13 protein-coding genes are annotated in these 17,554 nt (G+C 63.9%); 8 read left to right on the top strand and 5 right to left on the bottom strand.

The features are described from left to right. Positions 1 to 109: 109 nt before the first annotated feature. The 3 genes from gcvT to gcvP are packed head-to-tail and all read left to right on the top strand — an operon-like array spanning position 110 to position 4,430. Entirely contained in the window at positions 110 to 1,228 is a 1,119-nt protein-coding gene (gene gcvT, locus NKI25_RS12350) for a glycine cleavage system aminomethyltransferase GcvT (RefSeq protein WP_352998527.1), read from the top strand. 5 nt (positions 1,229 to 1,233) lie between these two features. Next, positions 1,234 to 1,602 carry a glycine cleavage system protein GcvH gene (gcvH, locus tag NKI25_RS12345; RefSeq protein WP_352865088.1) on the top strand — a complete coding sequence of 123 codons (369 nt, stop codon included), beginning with the start codon at positions 1,234 to 1,236 and terminating at the stop codon, positions 1,600 to 1,602. 17 nt (positions 1,603 to 1,619) lie between these two features. After that, a complete protein-coding gene (gcvP, locus tag NKI25_RS12340; RefSeq protein ID WP_352998526.1) occupies positions 1,620 to 4,430 on the top strand; it encodes an aminomethyl-transferring glycine dehydrogenase in 2,811 nt (936 codons plus the stop codon). 72 nt (positions 4,431 to 4,502) lie between these two features. On the opposite strand, the gene NKI25_RS12335 is transcribed toward gcvP, so the two are convergent. After that, entirely contained in the window at positions 4,503 to 5,672 is a 1,170-nt protein-coding gene (locus NKI25_RS12335; RefSeq protein WP_352998525.1) for a GGDEF domain-containing protein, read from the bottom strand. A gap of 273 nt (positions 5,673 to 5,945) precedes the next feature. Between NKI25_RS12335 and parE the strand changes: the two genes are divergently transcribed. Beyond that, a complete protein-coding gene (parE, locus tag NKI25_RS12330; protein ID WP_352587961.1) occupies positions 5,946 to 7,997 on the top strand; it encodes a DNA topoisomerase IV subunit B in 2,052 nt (683 codons plus the stop codon). Positions 7,998 to 8,039: 42 nt separating this feature from the next. After that, positions 8,040 to 10,106 (top strand): FUSC family protein, encoded by a 2,067-nt coding sequence (locus tag NKI25_RS12325; RefSeq protein ID WP_352587959.1) that lies wholly within the window; start codon positions 8,040 to 8,042, stop codon positions 10,104 to 10,106. Here the strand turns inward: NKI25_RS12325 and NKI25_RS12320 are convergent. Further along, a complete protein-coding gene (locus NKI25_RS12320) occupies positions 10,103 to 11,224 on the bottom strand; it encodes a DUF2336 domain-containing protein (protein ID WP_352998524.1) in 1,122 nt (373 codons plus the stop codon). The genes NKI25_RS12325 and NKI25_RS12320 overlap by 4 nt on opposite strands. 110 nt (positions 11,225 to 11,334) lie before the next feature. Between NKI25_RS12320 and NKI25_RS12315 the strand changes: the two genes are divergently transcribed. Beyond that, on the top strand, positions 11,335 to 11,826 hold the full coding sequence (locus NKI25_RS12315; RefSeq protein WP_502897363.1) for a MaoC family dehydratase: 492 nt from the start codon (positions 11,335 to 11,337) through the stop codon (positions 11,824 to 11,826). Between the two features lie 3 nt (positions 11,827 to 11,829). After that, positions 11,830 to 12,711 (top strand): HpcH/HpaI aldolase/citrate lyase family protein, encoded by an 882-nt coding sequence (locus NKI25_RS12310; RefSeq protein ID WP_352587953.1) that lies wholly within the window; start codon positions 11,830 to 11,832, stop codon positions 12,709 to 12,711. Between the two features lie 19 nt (positions 12,712 to 12,730). Here the strand turns inward: NKI25_RS12310 and NKI25_RS12305 are convergent, their stop codons facing one another. Next, entirely contained in the window at positions 12,731 to 13,315 is a 585-nt protein-coding gene (locus NKI25_RS12305) for a nitroreductase family protein (RefSeq protein WP_352568828.1), read from the bottom strand. A gap of 156 nt (positions 13,316 to 13,471) precedes the next feature. On the opposite strand from NKI25_RS12305, the gene NKI25_RS12300 reads away from it, so the two are divergent. Further along, positions 13,472 to 14,437 carry an RgsD C-terminal domain-containing protein gene (locus NKI25_RS12300; protein WP_352587951.1) on the top strand — a complete coding sequence of 322 codons (966 nt, stop codon included), beginning with the start codon at positions 13,472 to 13,474 and terminating at the stop codon, positions 14,435 to 14,437. 151 nt (positions 14,438 to 14,588) lie between these two features. Here NKI25_RS12300 and thrS read toward each other — a convergent pair whose 3' ends face one another. Continuing rightward, positions 14,589 to 16,562 (bottom strand): threonine--tRNA ligase, encoded by a 1,974-nt coding sequence (thrS, locus tag NKI25_RS12295; protein ID WP_352587949.1) that lies wholly within the window; start codon positions 16,560 to 16,562, stop codon positions 14,589 to 14,591. A 167-nt stretch (positions 16,563 to 16,729) separates the two neighbouring features. Further along, on the bottom strand, positions 16,730 to 17,545 hold the full coding sequence (blaOXA, locus tag NKI25_RS12290) for a class D beta-lactamase (protein ID WP_352587947.1): 816 nt from the start codon (positions 17,543 to 17,545) through the stop codon (positions 16,730 to 16,732). Positions 17,546 to 17,554: the final 9 nt, after the last annotated feature.

Genomic DNA, 17,554 nt, shown 5'->3' with positions numbered 1-17,554 from the left:
GTGTAAGCGCTGCCGACAGAGTTACGGGGCGCGAGTCTCTCAGGCTTCAGACAGAGGGGCACGGACTGGTCGCCATTCGCGGCCGCTTGCGTGCGACTCTGGAGATGACATGACGGGCGACGACACCAAACACCTTCCCCTCGAATATCTGCACATGGCAGCTGGTGCGCGCTTTGGCGCCTTCGCTGGCTGGTCGATGCCGCTGACCTATCCGGCCGGCGTGATGAAGGAGCACCTGCACAGCCGCGAGCATGCCGGCCTGTTCGACATCTCGCACATGAAGCTGTTCGAGATCAGCGGCCCGGGCGCAGCAGCGCTTCTGAACCGCGCCTGCCCGTTCGATGCCGGCGCGCTTGAGATTTCCCAGTCCAAATACACGTTCTTCCTCAATGAGGCGGCCGGCATTCTGGACGATCTGATCGTCACCAGGCTCGGCGCCGAGCGCTTCATGATGGTCGCCAATGCCGGCAACGCCGCCGCCGACGAAAAGCATCTGCGCGCACTGGCCAAAAATTTCGATGCAGAGGGCGATTTCGATGTAAAAGTGGATGCGCTCGACCGCGTCTTCTTGGCCATACAGGGCCCCGAGGCGTGGGCTGCCCTTTCCCGCGCCGGCATCGAGACCGGTTCGCTGGTGTTCATGCACGGCATCGAACCGCGCGAAAAATGGTTCATGAGCCGGTCCGGCTATACCGGCGAAGACGGCTTCGAGATCGGCCTGCCGGAAGCGGATGCAAGAAACCTCGTCGCCAGGCTGCTCGAGGACGAGCGGGTGATGTGGGTCGGCCTTGCCGCCCGCGACAGCCTGCGGCTCGAAGCCGGACTGTGCCTGCACGGGCTGGACATCACGCCAGAGATCGATCCGGCCAGCGCCGGGCTGATGTGGGCCATCCCCAAGGAGGTTCGCGCCTCTGGCGCCTTCATCGGCGCCGATGCGCTGCGCGCCATCCTGGAGCGTGGTCCGGCGCAAAAACGCGTCGGCCTGAAGCCGGAAGGCCGCCAGCCGGTGCGCGCCGGTGCTGCCCTTTTCGATGCTGACGGCAACCCTGCCGGCCATGTCACCTCAGGCGGCTTCGGCCCCTCGGCCGGTCATCCGGTCGCCATGGGCTACGTCCAGACGCCGCTTGCCAAATCCGGCGCAAAACTGTTCGCCGATGTCCGCGGGACGAAAATCCCGGTCGACATCCACCCCTTGCCCTTCACGCCCCATCGCTACCGCAAAGGATGATTTCAATGGCAAAGACCTATTTCACCGAAGATCACGAATGGCTGCGCGTCGAGGGCGGCATCGCCACGGTCGGCATCACCGACTACGCACAGCAGCAGCTCGGCGACCTTGTCTTCGTCGAGCTGCCGGAATTGGGCAGAAAACTGGCCAAGGGCGACACCGCCGTGGTGGTCGAATCGGTCAAGGCCGCATCGGATGTCTACGCGCCGGTCGACGGCGAGATCACCGAGGCCAACACCGCGCTGTCATCGGATCCTTCACTCGTCAATTCGGCGGCAACCGGCGACGGCTGGCTATGGAAGATGAAGCTGGCCAATGAGAGCCAGCTCGACGGCCTCCTCGATGAAGCCGCTTACAAAGCCCATATTGGTTGAGAGCAGGACCAGGAAAGATGACCGCAGCACCCTACCCCTTCTCGGCTCGCCATATCGGCCCGGGCCTCCATGACGTCAGAGCCATGCTGGCGACGATCGGCGTTCCTTCGGTCGAGACCCTGATCAGCCAGGCAGTGCCGAAGTCGATCCGCCTCGACCGGCCGCTGGCCCTGCCCGCCCCCGCAAGCGAAGCGGAAGCGCTGGCCGAGCTCGCGGCGACGATGGCAAAGAACACGGTGCTGAAGAGCTTCATCGGTGCCGGGTATCATGGCGTCCACGTGCCGCCGGTGATCCAGCGCAACCTGTTCGAGAACCCGGCCTGGTATACCGCTTACACGCCTTACCAAGCCGAGATCAGTCAGGGCCGGCTGGAAATGCTGTTCAACTTCCAGACGCTGGTGACGGAACTGACCGGCCTGCCGGTGGCATCGGCCTCGCTGCTCGACGAGGCGACGGCGGTGGCCGAAGCGGTTGGCATCGCGCTGCGCCATCATCGCGACAAGCGCACCAAGGTGGCACTGGCCGGCACGCCGCACCCGCAGACGCTGGACGTCGTGCGCACGCGCGCCGAGCCGCTTGGCATCGAGGTGGACGGCGAGGTGATCGACGACAACACCGCCGCCCTGCTGGTCTCCTGGCCCGATACGTTCGGCGTCTACGGCAATCACAAGGCAGCAATCGACAAGGCCCGCGCGGCCGGCGCGCTGGTCGTCTTCATCGCCGACCCGCTTGGCCTGACGCTGACCGATGCGCCGGCCAGGCTTGGCGCCGACATCGCCGTCGGCCCGATGCAGCGTTTTGGCGTGCCGATGGGCTTTGGCGGGCCGCACGCCGCCTATTGCGCCGTCTCCGACAGGCTGACGCGGCTGATGCCCGGCCGGCTCGTTGGCCAGTCGACGGATAGCAAGGGCCGTCCCGGTTATCGCCTCGCTTTGCAGACACGCGAGCAGCATATCCGCCGCGACAAGGCGACCTCCAACATCTGCACCGCACAGGCGCTGCTCGCCAACATGGCGACGGCCTATGCGATCTGGCATGGCCCTGCCGGGCTGCAGGCGATTGCCGGCCGCATCCACACGCTGGCCAACCGCCTGGCTGCCGGCCTCAAGGCAGCGGGCGTTTCGGTGCTCGGCGACAGCCGCTTCGACACTGTGACAGTGGAAGTGAAGGGCAGAGCCGGCGCCATCGCCGCCGCCGCCGAGAAGACCGGCCGGCTGCTGCGCGTCATCGACGCCGACCATGTCGGCATCAGCTTCGACGAGACCTCCACCGAAGCCGATCTGGAGGCGATCGCAGCACTTTTCGGCGCCAAGGCCGGCGTTGCCGCCGGCAGTTCCATGCCCGGAAAACCGCGCGGCAAGGAGTTCCTCACCCAGCCCGTCTTCCGCGAAAACCACTCGGAAACCGACATGATGCGCTTCCTGCGTCGGCTGTCCGACAAGGACCTGGCGCTTGACCGCGCCATGATCCCGCTCGGTTCCTGCACCATGAAGCTCAACGCCGCCGCCGAAATGATGCCGGTGAGCTGGCCTGATGTCGCCAACCTGCATCCCTTCGCCCCGGCTGACCATTCGACAGGCTATCGCGCCATGATCGACGAGCTGGAAGGCTGGCTGGCGGAGATCACCGGCTTCGACGCGGTGACCCTGCAGCCCAACGCCGGCAGCCAGGGCGAATATGCCGGCCTGCTCGCCATTCGCGGCTATCATTTGTCGCGTGGCGAAGGCCATCGCACCGTCTGCCTGATCCCATCCTCGGCGCATGGCACCAATCCGGCAAGTGCTGCCATGGCCGGCATGAGCGTCGTCGTCGTGCGCTGCACCGAGGACGGCAATATCGACATGGAAGACCTGCAGGCCAAGACGGCCGAGCATGCGCACAATCTTGCGGCGCTGATGTTCACCTATCCTTCGACGCATGGCGTCTTCGAGGAAGGCGCGCGCGACCTTTGTGCCCTCGTCCACAGCCATGGCGGCCAGGTCTATTTCGACGGCGCCAATCTCAACGCGCTGGTCGGCCTCGCCCGTCCCGGCGATATCGGCGCCGATGTCTGCCACATGAACCTGCACAAGACCTTCTGCATCCCGCATGGCGGCGGCGGCCCCGGCGTCGGCCCGATCGGCGTCAAGGCGCATCTGGAGCCATATCTGCCCGGCCACGTCACCGAAGGCTCGGCCCATGCCGTGGCGGCGGCACCGTTCGGCAGTGCCTCCATCCTGCCGATCACCTGGATGTATATCCGCATGATGGGCGCTTCCGGCCTGAAGCAGGCGACCGAGACGGCGATCATCTCCGCCAACTATGTGGCGACGCGGCTCGGCGAGCATTTCCCCCTGCTTTACAAAGGGCGCAACGGACGCGTTGCTCATGAATGCATCCTCGACACCCGCGTGCTCAAGGACAGCGCCGGCATCAGCGTCGACGATATCGCCAAGCGGCTGATCGACTATGGCTTCCATGCACCGACCATGTCGTTCCCGGTGGCCGGCACACTGATGGTGGAGCCGACCGAGTCCGAGCCCAAGCGCGAGCTCGATCGCTTCTGCGAGGCGATGATCGCCATAGCCGGCGAGGCAGCCAAGGTGGCGAAGGGCGAATGGCCGTTGGCCGACAATCCTCTGGTCAATGCGCCGCACACCGCCGCCGAGGCGTTGGCCGGCCAGTGGACCCATCCCTATTCGCGCCTGGAGGCGGCCTACCCCGCCGGCGATGCCGACACGGCGGCAAAATACTGGCCGCCGGTGTCGCGCATCGACAATGTCGCCGGCGACCGCAACCTTGTCTGCTCCTGCCCGCCGCTGTCGGAATATCTGGGTGCGGCGGAATAGATCATGATCCCGAAAAGTGGAATCCGGTTTTCGGACAAGATCATGGGTCTAACAAGAAGATAGAAACCTCAATCAGGCAGAACGCAAGGCCGGCCCGTCGGCCTTGCTCGCCCGGTCCCGAACGACGACGCGATTTCGCCCGGCGCGCTTTGCCGCATAGAGTGCTGCGTCGGCTTCGGCCAGCACATCGTCGAGACCGGTGCCGTTTGTTCCGCCAAAGCCGATGCCGCCGCTGACTGTGCTTCGCAACGGACCGAGTTGGGTGGCCACGACTTCCGTGCCGAAGGCGACGCTGATCTTGCTCGCAATGTCATAGGCCTTCTCTTCCGTCATCCGCGACATGACGAGCACGAATTCCTCGCCGCCCAACCGGAAGGCGTCGACGCCGGTTCTGGCGTACTTCCTGATGATGCCGGCGAAGCGGCGCAGGACCTGGTCGCCGACCGGGTGACCGAATACGTCGTTCGTCCTCTTGAAATGGTCGAGGTCGAACATGGCGACGGACATGAACGGGCCGAAGACCCGCTCGCCGTAGAGTGCCGTCAACGCCCGCCGATTCATCAGCCCGGTCAATGGATCGGTCATCGTCTCGGCCTTCAATTCGATCTGCGCCTGCAAGTGGTGCAGGGAGAGCGTCAATGCGCCGAGCCCGGTCATGCAGGCGACGGCCACGACGGAATTCACCCGCTCGGCCCAATTGTCGGGCGCAACACCCAGCACCCATTGGCCCTTGACCAGCAGGACCGCGCCGCAAAGTCCGAACGACAGCGCACAGACGCCGCTCAGGAACGAGACGACCAGCAATATCCGTCGATCGTGACCACCCTCAATCCAGAACATCGCTCCGATGAGCGAGAGCAGCGCCGTTACCGTCGCGTAGGTGACAATGAAGCCGACACCATCAAATCCGAGATACGTCGCGCCTGTGCAAACAGCCATCGCAACCAAGGTCGGCAAGATGGCGCGCCTGTAGTCGCCTATGCCGAGATATTGCATGGCCGACAGGCAGATAATCAGGAAACCGAGGCTGAGAAGCGCAAGCACGATCTGGCAAAGCCAGGCGCTTGGATCCCTGGTGTAATGCCAGAACAACGCGACATGTGCGACCAGCACGAGAATGCCGCAGGCCACCGTCAGCACAAAGCGTGCCTGTGGCGCGCTGAACCAGATCGCAAACATGGTGATGCTAAGGCACGTGCCCGACAGCGCCGCCGCGAGCAGAAGCGAACTGTAATCCAACATGCTTAAGCGACAGCCTCTTGAGGGTTCCACTGCATTCTAGGTCAGCGACAGTTCGCGGATATCGTTTTTCAGCCAACCTTGCGGCGTAACCTTCGGACAAGGTTTACAAAGCGTCGATGCTCCAGGCTTCGACCCCATTTCCGCCGCTTGGCTGTCGAATGGTTTTGCAGTAAGAGGCTCTATCCTCGAACGTAACAGGAACCTCCGTCGCCTGCCCGCGAAAAGCGTGGCAGTATCGGGTGGTGATTCGCAGCATCGGAATCCAGGATCGGCATGGACGACAATAACGATCTTTTCGCCAAATTGGACAAGCAGCCGCAACCGGCTCGCGCCGCCGCGCGCCCGGCCGACCCGCTGGTGCAGGCGGCGAAGCGGCCGGCGCCCCGCGACGCCAGCGAGAGCTATAGTGCCGCCGACATCGAAGTGCTGGAGGGGCTGGAGCCGGTGCGACGGCGCCCGGGCATGTACATTGGCGGCACCGACGACAAGGCGATGCACCATCTGTTCGCCGAAGTCATCGACAATTCGATGGACGAGGCGGTCGCCGGCCATGCGACTTTCATCGATGTCGAGCTGTCCGCCAACGGATACCTGTCCGTCACCGACAACGGCCGCGGCATTCCGGTCGATCCGCACCCGAAATTCAAGAAGCCGGCGCTCGAACTCATCATGACGACGCTGCATTCAGGCGGCAAGTTCGACAGCAAGGTTTACGAGACGTCCGGCGGCCTGCACGGTGTCGGCGTTTCCGTGGTCAACGCGCTGTCCGACCATCTCGAGGTCGAGGTCGCGATTGGGCGCAAGCTCTATCGCCAGCGCTTCTCGCGAGGCGTTCCGGTGACCGGCCTGGAGCAGCTCGGCGAGGTGCACAACCGCCGCGGCACGAAGATCCGCTTCCATCCAGACGAGCAGATTTTCGGCAAGGGTGCTGCTTTCGAGCCGGCGCGGCTCTACCGCATGGCGCGGTCAAAGGCCTATCTGTTCGGCGGTGTCGAAATCCGCTGGACCTGCGATCCGTCGCTGATCAAGGAAAAGGACACGACGCCGGCCAAGGCAGAATTCCATTTTCCGGGCGGCCTCAAGGATTATCTGAAAGCCTCGCTCGGCGACGAATTCCAGGTCACCCGTGAAATGTTTGCCGGTAAGAGCGAGAAGCAGGGTGGCCACGGTTCGCTCGAATGGGCGGTAACCTGGTTCGGCGGCGACGGTTTTATCAATTCCTATTGCAACACCATTCCGACCGCCGAAGGCGGCACGCATGAGGCCGGCTTCCGCAACGTCCTGACGCGCGGCTTGCGCGCTTATGCCGACCTGGTCGGCAACAAGCGCGCCTCGATCGTCACTTCCGAGGATGTGATGATCTCGGCGGCGGGCATGCTGTCGGTGTTCATCCGCGAACCGGAATTCGTCGGCCAGACCAAGGACAGGCTGGCGACGATCGAGGCGATCCGCATCGTCGAAAGCGCCATCCGCGACCCGTTCGACCACTGGCTGGCCGACAATCCGCAGGAGGCTTCGAAACTGCTCGAATGGGTGATCGCGCGCGCCGACGAGCGGGTGCGCCGCCGCCAGGAAAAGGAAGTGTCGCGCAAGAGTGCGGTGCGCAAGCTGCGCCTGCCCGGCAAGCTCGCCGACTGCACGCAGAATGCCGCCGCCGGTGCCGAGCTGTTCATCGTCGAGGGCGATTCGGCCGGCGGTTCGGCAAAGCAGGCGCGCGACCGCGCCAGCCAGGCGGTGCTGCCCCTGCGCGGCAAGATCCTCAACGTCGCCAGCGCCGGCAACGACAAGCTTGCCGCCAACCAGCAGATATCCGACCTCATCCAGGCGCTTGGCTGCGGCACGCGCTCGAGATACCGCGACGAGGACCTGCGTTACGACCGGGTCATCATCATGACCGATGCCGACGTCGACGGCGCCCATATCGCCTCGCTGCTGATCACCTTTTTCTACCAGGAGATGCCAAGCCTGGTCCGCGGCGGCCATCTCTATCTGGCGGTGCCGCCGCTTTATTCGATCCGGCAAGGCGGCAAGGTCGCCTATGCCCGCAACGACGCGCATAAGGACGAACTCCTGCGCACCGAATTCACCGGGCGCGGCAAGATCGAAATCGGCCGCTTCAAGGGGCTGGGCGAAATGATGGCCGCCCAGCTCAAGGAAACCACCATGGACCCGAAAAAGCGCACGCTGCTCAGGGTCGACGTTATCGATGCCGAGGCGGCGACCAAGGATGCGGTCGACGCATTGATGGGGACCAAGCCCGAGGCCCGTTTCCGGTTCATCCAGGAACGCGCGGAATTCGCCGAGACGGAAGTGCTGGATATCTGAGCTCCCGCCGCTAGCTTGGCCTTCTGAGCTGGAGACGAGCACTTGACCTGGGCGCGGCTGAAGGACGATATCGGCACGCGGATCGCTGGCCTGACGCGGCCGACGCGCTCGGACTGGATCTTTGCCCTGCGCACCGTTTCGGCCGGCCTCATCGCGATTTTGGCCGCCTATGCGCTGAAGCTCGACCACCCGCAATGGGCGATGATGACGGTGTTCATCGTCGCACAGCCGGTCGCCGGCATGGTGCTGGCGAAGGGGTTTTATCGTCTCCTCGGCACGCTTGCCGGCGCGCTGGCGGCGATCGGCATTACCACTGTTTTCGATGCCAACCCGTGGTTGCTGGTTGCAGTTCTTGCCGGCTGGATCGGCATCTGCTCGCTGGTCTCGTCGCTGCTACGCAATCCGGAAGCCTATGGCGCGGCGCTTGCCGGCTACACCGCGATGATCATCGGCCTGGCGGCTTTCGGCCAGCCGCACCTCGTCATCGATCTCGCCGTGGCGCGCTGCGCGGAAATCGTGCTTGGTATCGTCTGCGCTGCGCTGACCAGCCGGCTGATCCTGCCGAAACTGGCCGCCGACGCCATCATCTCAAGACTGAAACGCAGCATTCTCGACCTGGCGGCCTATGCGGACGGCGCTTTTTCCGGCGGCGATGCGGAAAAGCTTGCCGGGCTGCACCGCAAGCTGATCGGCGACGTCCAGACGCTCGGCGAGATGCGCACCTACGCAAGGCTGGAGGGGCCGAGCCTCGCCACCCGCGCCTATCCGGTCCGGCGTACCATCGGCCAGCTTCTGTCGGCCCTGTCGGCGGCGCGTGCGCTGCATGCCCACGCCGCGCCGAAGAATGCAGCCCTCATCCCCGTTCGCGCCGAGTTGCAGGCCGTTGTCGGCGAACTGGTAGCCAAGCCGGGCGCGCTGGACGATACGGCGCCCTGGGTGGCGCGGCTCGACGCAATCGCCGGCAAGGCACGGCAGATGCCTGACATCGCGGCCGGGCAAGACATTGACTGGGCTGGCACTGTCACCCGCCTAACCATTGCCGCCGACTTCGCCGAGGCAATGCAGCAAGTGCTGCGCGGCCTGGATGCACTCCGCTCTCCCCCGTCTCGTGCCAGTCGCGAACGGCGGCAGCCAGCGCTGGTGGTGCACCGCGATTACCGTGCGGCATCGCGCAATGCCGTGCGCGCAGCAATCGCCACGCTCCTGGTCGCCGGCTTCTGGCTGGCGACGAAATGGTCGGACGCGACCGGCACGGTCATTCTGGTCGCCGTCGTCTCCAGCCTGTTCGCCGCTCGCCCCGATCCGATCCGGTCGGCATGGAACTTCTTCGAGGGCACGTTGCTCGCCCTGCCCTTTGCGTTTCTCATCGGCCAGTTGGCGCTTCCGGCTTTGCCAGGCTTCGGATGGTTCATGGTCTTTGTCGTGCCGATCCTGGTGCCAGCGGCACTGGGCATGGCCAATCCGCGCTATGTCGGCGTGGCAACGGCCTTTGCGATCAATTTCCTCGCCTTCCTCAGCCCACATCAGGTCATGACCTACGATCCGGAGCCGTTCCTCGCCAATTCGGCAGCGGTCCTTGTCGGCATTCTTCTGGCGATCGGCGTCTTCGCCGTCGTGCTGCCCGCCGACCCCTGGGTTACAGTCAACCGCATCCTGCAAACCATGCGCGAAGATCTTGCACGCCTTTGCCTGCACGACCGCCTACCGCGGCGATCGGCCTTCGAAAGCCTTGCCTACGACCGGATCAACCAGTTGATGCCACTGCTGCAGAACGCCGGCAAGAAAGGCGATGCGGTTCTCGGCGGCGGCATAGCTGCGGTTACCGTCGGCCTCGAAATCCTGCGGCTGCGCAACGCGCAGCAAAGTTCCACGATGCCATCCGAAACGGCACTTTCCATCACCAATTTCCTGCGCGGGCTGGCACGCGAACTGCTGTTCAGGCGCGTCGGCGAGCCGCAGACGGCGACCGTCGCAGTCGCCAGGCAGTATGCAGCAGGCATCGCGGAGCGCAGCGTCGCGGCCGAAATGCTGCAGATCGCCGCCTCGCTGCGCATCATCGCCGCCGCGATCGAGGATTTTCCGGATTTTTTCGCGAAAGACCGGGTTTAGGCAGCAGCGATCGCCAGCGCGTGCCCGCGTGCGTTCTCGCGCAGCGCGTCGAGATGGATCGATTTGACCAGCCCGGCGAGATCGCCTTCGGCGGACTGTCCGCCCAATTCCTTCAGCATCAGCCAACTGACTTCCTGGACGCCGGCGAGGCGTTTGCCATTGGCGACCTCGCGCCAGACCTTCAGCGCGCGCAGAATGATGGCGTGGGTGGCGGCGGCAAGCCCGGCGCTGCGGAACAGTGCCTGCAACGCTATGTCATGCCCGCCGGCCAGCAGTGCTCTCACCCGTTGTTCGGACTGTTGGCTGAGCGCGACCAGCGCCGAACCAAAGAAGTCGACCTTGCCGTGCGCAATGGTGCGGACGACGAAGCTTGCGGTCAGGTCGCCGCGCAGGCGCAGATGTTCGACAAGTGCGGTATGTTCCTCTGTCCGCGTGCCTTCGATCAGCGTCACCGAAGCCTTGATGCAAGCATCGCGCGTGACGCGCTCGGCCCTGGCGGCGCCCATCAGCGCCAGCACCAGCGGCGACCCCTTGAGCATCTCCCCGAGCTTGACCAGCAGCATATGCCGGCAGTCGGCGGGCAGGCGCGCGTCGGCAATCAGCGCCTCGCGCACTAGAGGCAGATGGCCGTGCCGCTCGGCCATGCGGCGAAAGCTGACGGATGCGATGTCGGCGCCGCTGTTGGCGAGCAGCGTGGTGCAAGCCTCCGGCTCACCGATCTCGGCGATCGCCGCCGCAACCGACATCGAGACACGCGGCCGGTCGGCGATCACCCTCTGCGTCGCTTTCTGGGCGCCGGCAACCCGATCGATCAGGTCGGCATCGGTGAGCAGCGGCGAGCGCGCCAGCACCAAGGCTGCGACTTCCGGTTGGTCCGAGGCCAGCGCGCTGACGATCTGCGGCGGCGCATGATGGCTCATGGAAAGCGCGTCGGCGATCGCCAGCCGCACCTTCGACGATACGTCATCGAGCAGCAACGTCAGCGCCGCCTCGGCAGCGCAGCGGTCCTCGAAAGGCAGCTCCGAGTCGACATAGGCGCGAGCCAGCGCGCTTGCCGCCGCAGCACGCTCCGACACCTTCGCCGTATGGATCCATTTCAGGAAATGCGAAACGACCATGTCGCCTGCTTACGCCCCTTGCCAGAACGCTTCTGACCCTGGCGGAGACCGTAGGCACAAATGGTTTACGAACGGTTCACCATGTTCGTTAACTGGCTTGCGAGCGCGATATGCAACGCCTATCAACCCTGAAGCAGCGGAGGAGATCGACCATGGCCGGGCTTTATCTTGAGGAGTTCGCTGTCGGCCAAGTGTTCACGCACACGCTGCGCAAAACCGTGACCGAAAGCGACAACATGTTGTTTTCGGTGATGACGTTGAACCCGCAGCCGCTGCACATCGACTTCGACTTCGCGGCGAAGAGCGAATGGGGCAAGCCGCTGGTCAATTCGCTGTTCACGCTTGGCCTGATGATCGGCATCTCGGTCAATGACATCACCGTCGGCACCACCATCGCCAATCTCGGCATGAAGGAGACAGTGTTTCCGCACCCCGTCTTCCATGGCGACACCATTCGCGTCGAGACCACGGTGGTTTCGGTGCGCGATTCCAGGTCGAAACCGGACCGCGGTATCGTCGAGTTCGAGCACCGCGCCTATAACCAGAACGATGTGCTGGTTGCCAAATGCACGAGGCAAGCCATGATGATGAAAAAGGCATAGCCGATGCGTTCTCTGCTCTTCGTTCCCGGCGATTCGGAAAAGAAGCTGGAGAAGGGCTTTGGCGTAGGCGCCGACGTGGTCATCATCGACCTCGAGGATTCGATTGCCGCGCAGAACAAAGGTCTGGCGCGCGACACAGCGGCGCGTTTTATCGCCGCGCACAGGCACCGGACCAGCTCCGCGATCTATGTTCGCGTCAACGATCTTTCGACCGGACTGACCGACGACGATCTGGCGGCGCTCGTGCCGGTGAAACCAGACGGCATCATGCTGCCTAAGTCGAACAGCGGACTGGATGTCCAGCATCTCTCGGCCAAGCTCAGGGTGCACGAAGCCGAAGGCGGCCTGCCGGATGGCGCGATAAGGATCCTGCCGATCATCACCGAAACCGCAGCCGGCGTAATGGCCGCTGCAACCTACGCCAAGGCAAGCGCGCGGCTTGCCGGCCTCACTTGGGGCGCGGAAGATCTGTCGGCGGCAATCGGCGCACGCGCGACGCGCGACGGGAACGGCCGCTACACGGATGTGTTCCGCTTCGCCCGCACCATGACCATGCTTGCCGCAAGTGCCGCGGAAGTCGCGGCGATCGACACCGTCTTTCCGGACTTTCGCGACATGGCCGGCTTCGAGGCCGAATGCACTGAGGCCGAGCGCGACGGCTTCACCGGCAAGATGGCGATCCATCCGGCGCAGGTGCCGGTCATCAACGCCGCCTTCACACCTTCGGCGCAAGCGGTGAAAAGCGCCCTGGCGATCGTCGAGGCGTTCGAGGCGGCAGGAAATCCCGGCGTCGTCGGCATCGACGGCAAGATGTACGATCGGCCGCATCTCAAGCTCGCCGAACGGCTCCTGGCGCGAGCCAAGGCAGCGGGGCTTGACGCTTAGGGTCTGTTCCGCGCCGAAATTATCCCACCCACGGCCCTGAATAGTCGGCATAGAGCTTTGCCGGATCGGGCCGCGGTCGTTCCGGCGCTGGCCCCTGGTAGGAGCCGATATGGACGAAGCCGACGACCCGCTCATGCGGCGCCAGGCCGAGGATCGCCCTGCCCTCGGGCACGTCGGAATACCAGTTGCTGATCATGTTGGTGCCGTAGCCCAGCGCATTGGCGGCAAGCATCAGGTTCATCGCCGCCATGCCGCCGGACAGGAACATCTCCCATTGCGGGATCTTTGGGTTTTCCCTGGGGATAGAAATCACGCCGATGACCAGCGGCGCCCGCGAAAAGCGCGCCAGTTCCTGGTTGCGCCGGCCTTCCGGCAGCGGCCCTTCGCGCTGTTCGGCAAGTTCTGCCAGCTTCTTGCCGATCTCGATGCGGGCCTCGCCGCGATAAAGGATGAAACGCCAAGGCTCCAGCCGGCCATGGTCCGGCACCCGCGAAGCGGCGGCGATCATCGTCGCGATCTCCGCATCGCCCGGTGCCGGTTCTTTCAAATCCGGGATCGGCGCGGAATTTCGGGTCAGCAGAAGATCGATGATCGGCGACGCCATGGGCGCAAGTCTCCTGGAATTTGAGCTGAAGCGCACCATCGGGACATCGGGCGGCTTGGGCATTGGCGCGGCGCGCCGGACAAAGAGCCCTGTAGCAGAAGCCGACCGGACTCTTAAGCCTTGAAATTGCCACCGCCTTGGGCTTCAACGCAAGGCATGTTTGAGGGGACATTGCGTCTTTTCCTGATATGGCTCGCTGCCGCACTGTTGATGGTGCCGGCTTCGCTTGCCGTCGCCCAGGATGTGGACGGCCTCGGCGAGCTGAAGCTTCCCGGAATTTCGGGCTATGCGCCTCCGAAAAGCGAGACGTCGCTGGCATTGGGCAACAGCGGGGCGATCACGCTGTCGGCGCAATTGACCGACAAGGGCGCCGACATCACGCGCGGCATAGTCTGGCGCGTCTTCAAACCCGAATCGGCTAGCGACGGCAAGCTGCCGATGGTCGCCTCCGCTCATGGCGGCACCGCCATATTCCAGCTCGAGCCGGGTTCGTATCTGGTCCACGCCTCCTACGGGCGGGCCGGCGCCACCAAGCGCATCACCGTCGGCAAGGAAGCCAAGCGCGAGAGCCTCGTGCTCGATGCCGGTGGCCTCAAGCTCGATGCCGTGCTGTCCGGCGGGGTACGGATACCGCCGAAGAAGCTGCGCTTCTCGATCTATGAGAGCCACGCCGCGGCCGATGGCGATCGCGCCCTGATCATACCCGATGTCGAGCCGAACAGCGTCGTGCGGCTCAATGCCGGCACCTACCACGTCGTGTCGACCTATGGCGCGGTGAACGCGGTCATCCGCTCCGACATCCGCGTCGAGGCCGGCAAGCTGACCGAAGCGACCGTCGAGCACCGTGCCGCCGAGATGACCATGAAGCTGGTGCGCGAACCAGGCGGCGAGGCTATCGCCGACACCTCCTGGTCGTTGCTCAATGAATCCGGCGATCCGATCAAGGAAACCGTCGGCGCCTTTGCCTCGATGGTGCTGGCCGAGGGCGACTACACTATCATCGCCAAGAACCGCGACCGCATCTACCAGAAGGATTTTACGGTGGTGGCTGGGCACAACCAGGACATCGAGGTTCTGGCCACCGAGGCTTCGGCCATCGATTCCGAGGAAGGCGCCGACTGAGGCGCGCCCCTCTAAGCTGCCTTGCGCATGCGTCGCGCCAGCGCATCGCCGACGCGCACGTCGATCGATTTGCCAGATAGGCGCGCGGCGTGACAGGCATATGAAAATGGCGGTGGATCGCTCCACCGCCATTCGTTGCTGGTCGGCTGGTTCAGGCCGCGCGGCGCTTGCGGTCGGGTGTCACCGCCTCATCGGCAAGCAGCTTCACGGCGGCTGCGAGGCCGAGTGATTCCTGGTCGCGCGACCCGAGACGACGGATATTGACCGTTTCTTCCTCGGCCTCGCGCTTGCCGCAGACGAGGATGACCGGGACCTTGGCCAGCGAATGCTCGCGGACCTTGTAGTTGATCTTCTCGTTGCGCAGATCGGCTTCGGCGATCAGCCCCGCCGCCTTCAGCTGCGCAACGACCTTTTGGGCGTAATCGTCGGCATCGGAAGTGATCGTCGCCACCACCACCTGCAGCGGCGCGAACCAGAGCGGGAAATGGCCGGAATAATTCTCGATCAGGATGCCGAGAAAACGCTCCATCGAGCCGCAGATGGCGCGATGCACCATCACCGGCTGCTTCTTTTCCGAATCCGAGCCGATGTAGAAGGCGCCGAACCGTTCCGGCAGGTTGAAATCAACCTGCGTGGTGCCGCATTGCCAGTCGCGGCCGATGGCGTCCTTCAGCACATATTCGAACTTCGGCCCGTAGAACGTGCCCTCACCCGGATTGACGCCCGTCTTGATCCGGTTGCCCGACCGCGCGGCGATCTTGTCGAGCACGTCCTGCAGCACGCCCTCGGCATGATCCCACATCGCGTCGGTGCCGACCCGTTTTTCGGGGCGGGTCGCCAGCTTGACGGTGATTTCGTCGAAGCCGAAATCGGCATAGGTCGAGAGGATCAGATCGTTGATCTTGATGCACTCGTCGGCGAGCTGTTCCTCGGTGCAGAAGATGTGCGCATCGTCCTGGGTAAAGCCGCGCACGCGCATCAGCCCGTGCAGCGCGCCGGACGGCTCATAGCGATGCACATTGCCGAATTCCGCAAGTTTTACCGGCAGATCGCGGTAGGATTTCAGCCCGTGCTTGAAGATTTGGACGTGACCGGGGCAGTTCATCGGCTTCAGCGCAAACACCCGGTCGTCGTCGGTGTCGTCGCCAGCAACCGTCACCTTGAACATGTTGTCCCGGTACCAGCCCCAGTGGCCCGACGTCTCCCACAGGCTCTTGTCGAGCACCTGCGGCGCGTTGACCTCCTGATAGCCCTGTTCGTCGAGGCGGCGACGCATGTAATTGACCAGGTTCTGGAACATCCTCCAGCCCTTGGCGTGCCAGAACACGACCCCGGGGCCCTCTTCCTGGAAGTGGAACAGGTCCATCTCACGGCCGAGCTTCCTGTGGTCGCGCTTCTCGGCCTCCTCCAGCATCGTCTGGTAGGCTTCGAGCTGCGCCTGGTCGGCCCAGGCCGTGCCGTAGATGCGCGTCAGCATCGGGTTGTTCGAATCGCCGCGCCAATAGGCGCCGGCGACCTTCATCAGCTTGAAGGCGTTGCCGATCTGGCCAGTCGAGGCCATATGCGGGCCGCGGCAAAGGTCGAACCAGTCGCCTTGTGCATAGATCTTGAGGTCCTGATCCTCGGGGATGGCGTCGATCAACTCAAGCTTGTAGCGCTCGCCCTTGTCGGCAAAGATCCTCTTCGCCTTTTCGCGCGACCAGACCTCTTGGGTGAACGGCTTGTTGCGCGCAATGATCTCGCGCATCTTCTTCTCGATCACCGGGAAATCGTCGGGCGTGAACGGCTCGTTGCGGGCAAAATCGTAGTAGAATCCGTTTTCGATCACCGGCCCGATGGTCACCTGCGTTCCCGGCCAAAGTTCCTGCACGGCTTCGGCCAGCACATGGGCTGCATCGTGGCGGATGAGCTCCAGCGCACGCGGGTCCTCGCGGGTGATGATCTCGACTTTGCCCGATCTGCCGATCGGGTCGGAAAGATCGCGCACTGTGCCGTCGATCGAATAGGCAACGGCCTTCTTGGCCAGCGACTTCGAGATCGATTCCGCCAGGCCGGCGCCGGTCATCGCCGCGTCGTAATCGCGAACGGAACCATCGGGAAATGTCAGGGAAACGGAATTCAGCATAAGATTCTCCTATCCAGTCCCGCAAACGAGCGCGGGTGGTGAAATGCATGTCGCCCAAGACTGCTTAGCGGTTTTGGGGCTACGACATGCATCAGTAAGAGCCGGATGCGTCCGGCGGCGAGCGGTCTTTTATGGGCAGTTTTCGGCGCCGTAAAGCCGGATGTAGGTCACCTGAGGAGATTCGGCAGATCTTTCAGGAACATCGCCCGCGTCTTGAGCCCCTTTGGCGTGTCGGCACGTTTCGTATCGACTACCAGGCGGGCAAAGACGATCTTGCGGGCATCGGTCTGCGCCCAGCCGACAAACCAGCCAAGCGAGCGCTTGTCGGCGCTGTCGCCGAGCCTGGTCGTTCCGGTCTTGCCCTGCACCGTCCAGCCGCCTGCCCGGAAGGTCGGGACAATCGCGCTGGTCATCGCATGGGCCTTGTCCGAGACCGGCAGTTTCCGCGCCAGCAGCTTGCGCAGGAAATCGACCTGCTCGACCGGCGATATCTTGAGCGAAGAATTCACCCAGGAATGGGTGGGGCCGTCATTCTTGCCGGCAGTGCCGGAGACTTCGGTGTTACCATAGTCCAATCTGGACACATAGCCGGCAAACTGTTTGCTGCCGAGCCGGCGCGTAATCTCGCGTGAGAACCAAAGGACCGAATCCCTTTCCCAGATCGTCGGGTCGACGGTCTTGCGGTCCCGTTTCGGGGCATTGAACTCTGCCTTGTACTCCCAGCTTGGCGTATGCTCGTCGCTCAGGATTCCAGCATCATAGCCGATCAGCGCCAGCGGAACCTTGAACGTCGAGGCGGGGCTGAAGCGCTGATCGCAGGTCCCTTGGCGATACAGCGTCTCGCCGCTTGCGGCGTCGACGATCAGCGTGCATTCGACGTCCCCGAGCGGCGCCGATTGCGCACGGATCGGAAAACCCATCAGCCACGCCAGGACATAGAGAACCACGGCGAAAACGAAGGGAAGACGATCTATCCGGCGCATTTGGTAATC

Origin of the sequence: Mesorhizobium sp. M0808, from assembly GCF_040320025.1 — a bacterium.
Taxonomy (GTDB): domain Bacteria; phylum Pseudomonadota; class Alphaproteobacteria; order Rhizobiales; family Rhizobiaceae; genus Mesorhizobium.
Note: the sequence above shows the minus strand (reverse complement) of the source record. Positions and strands in the feature narration are given on the sequence as shown.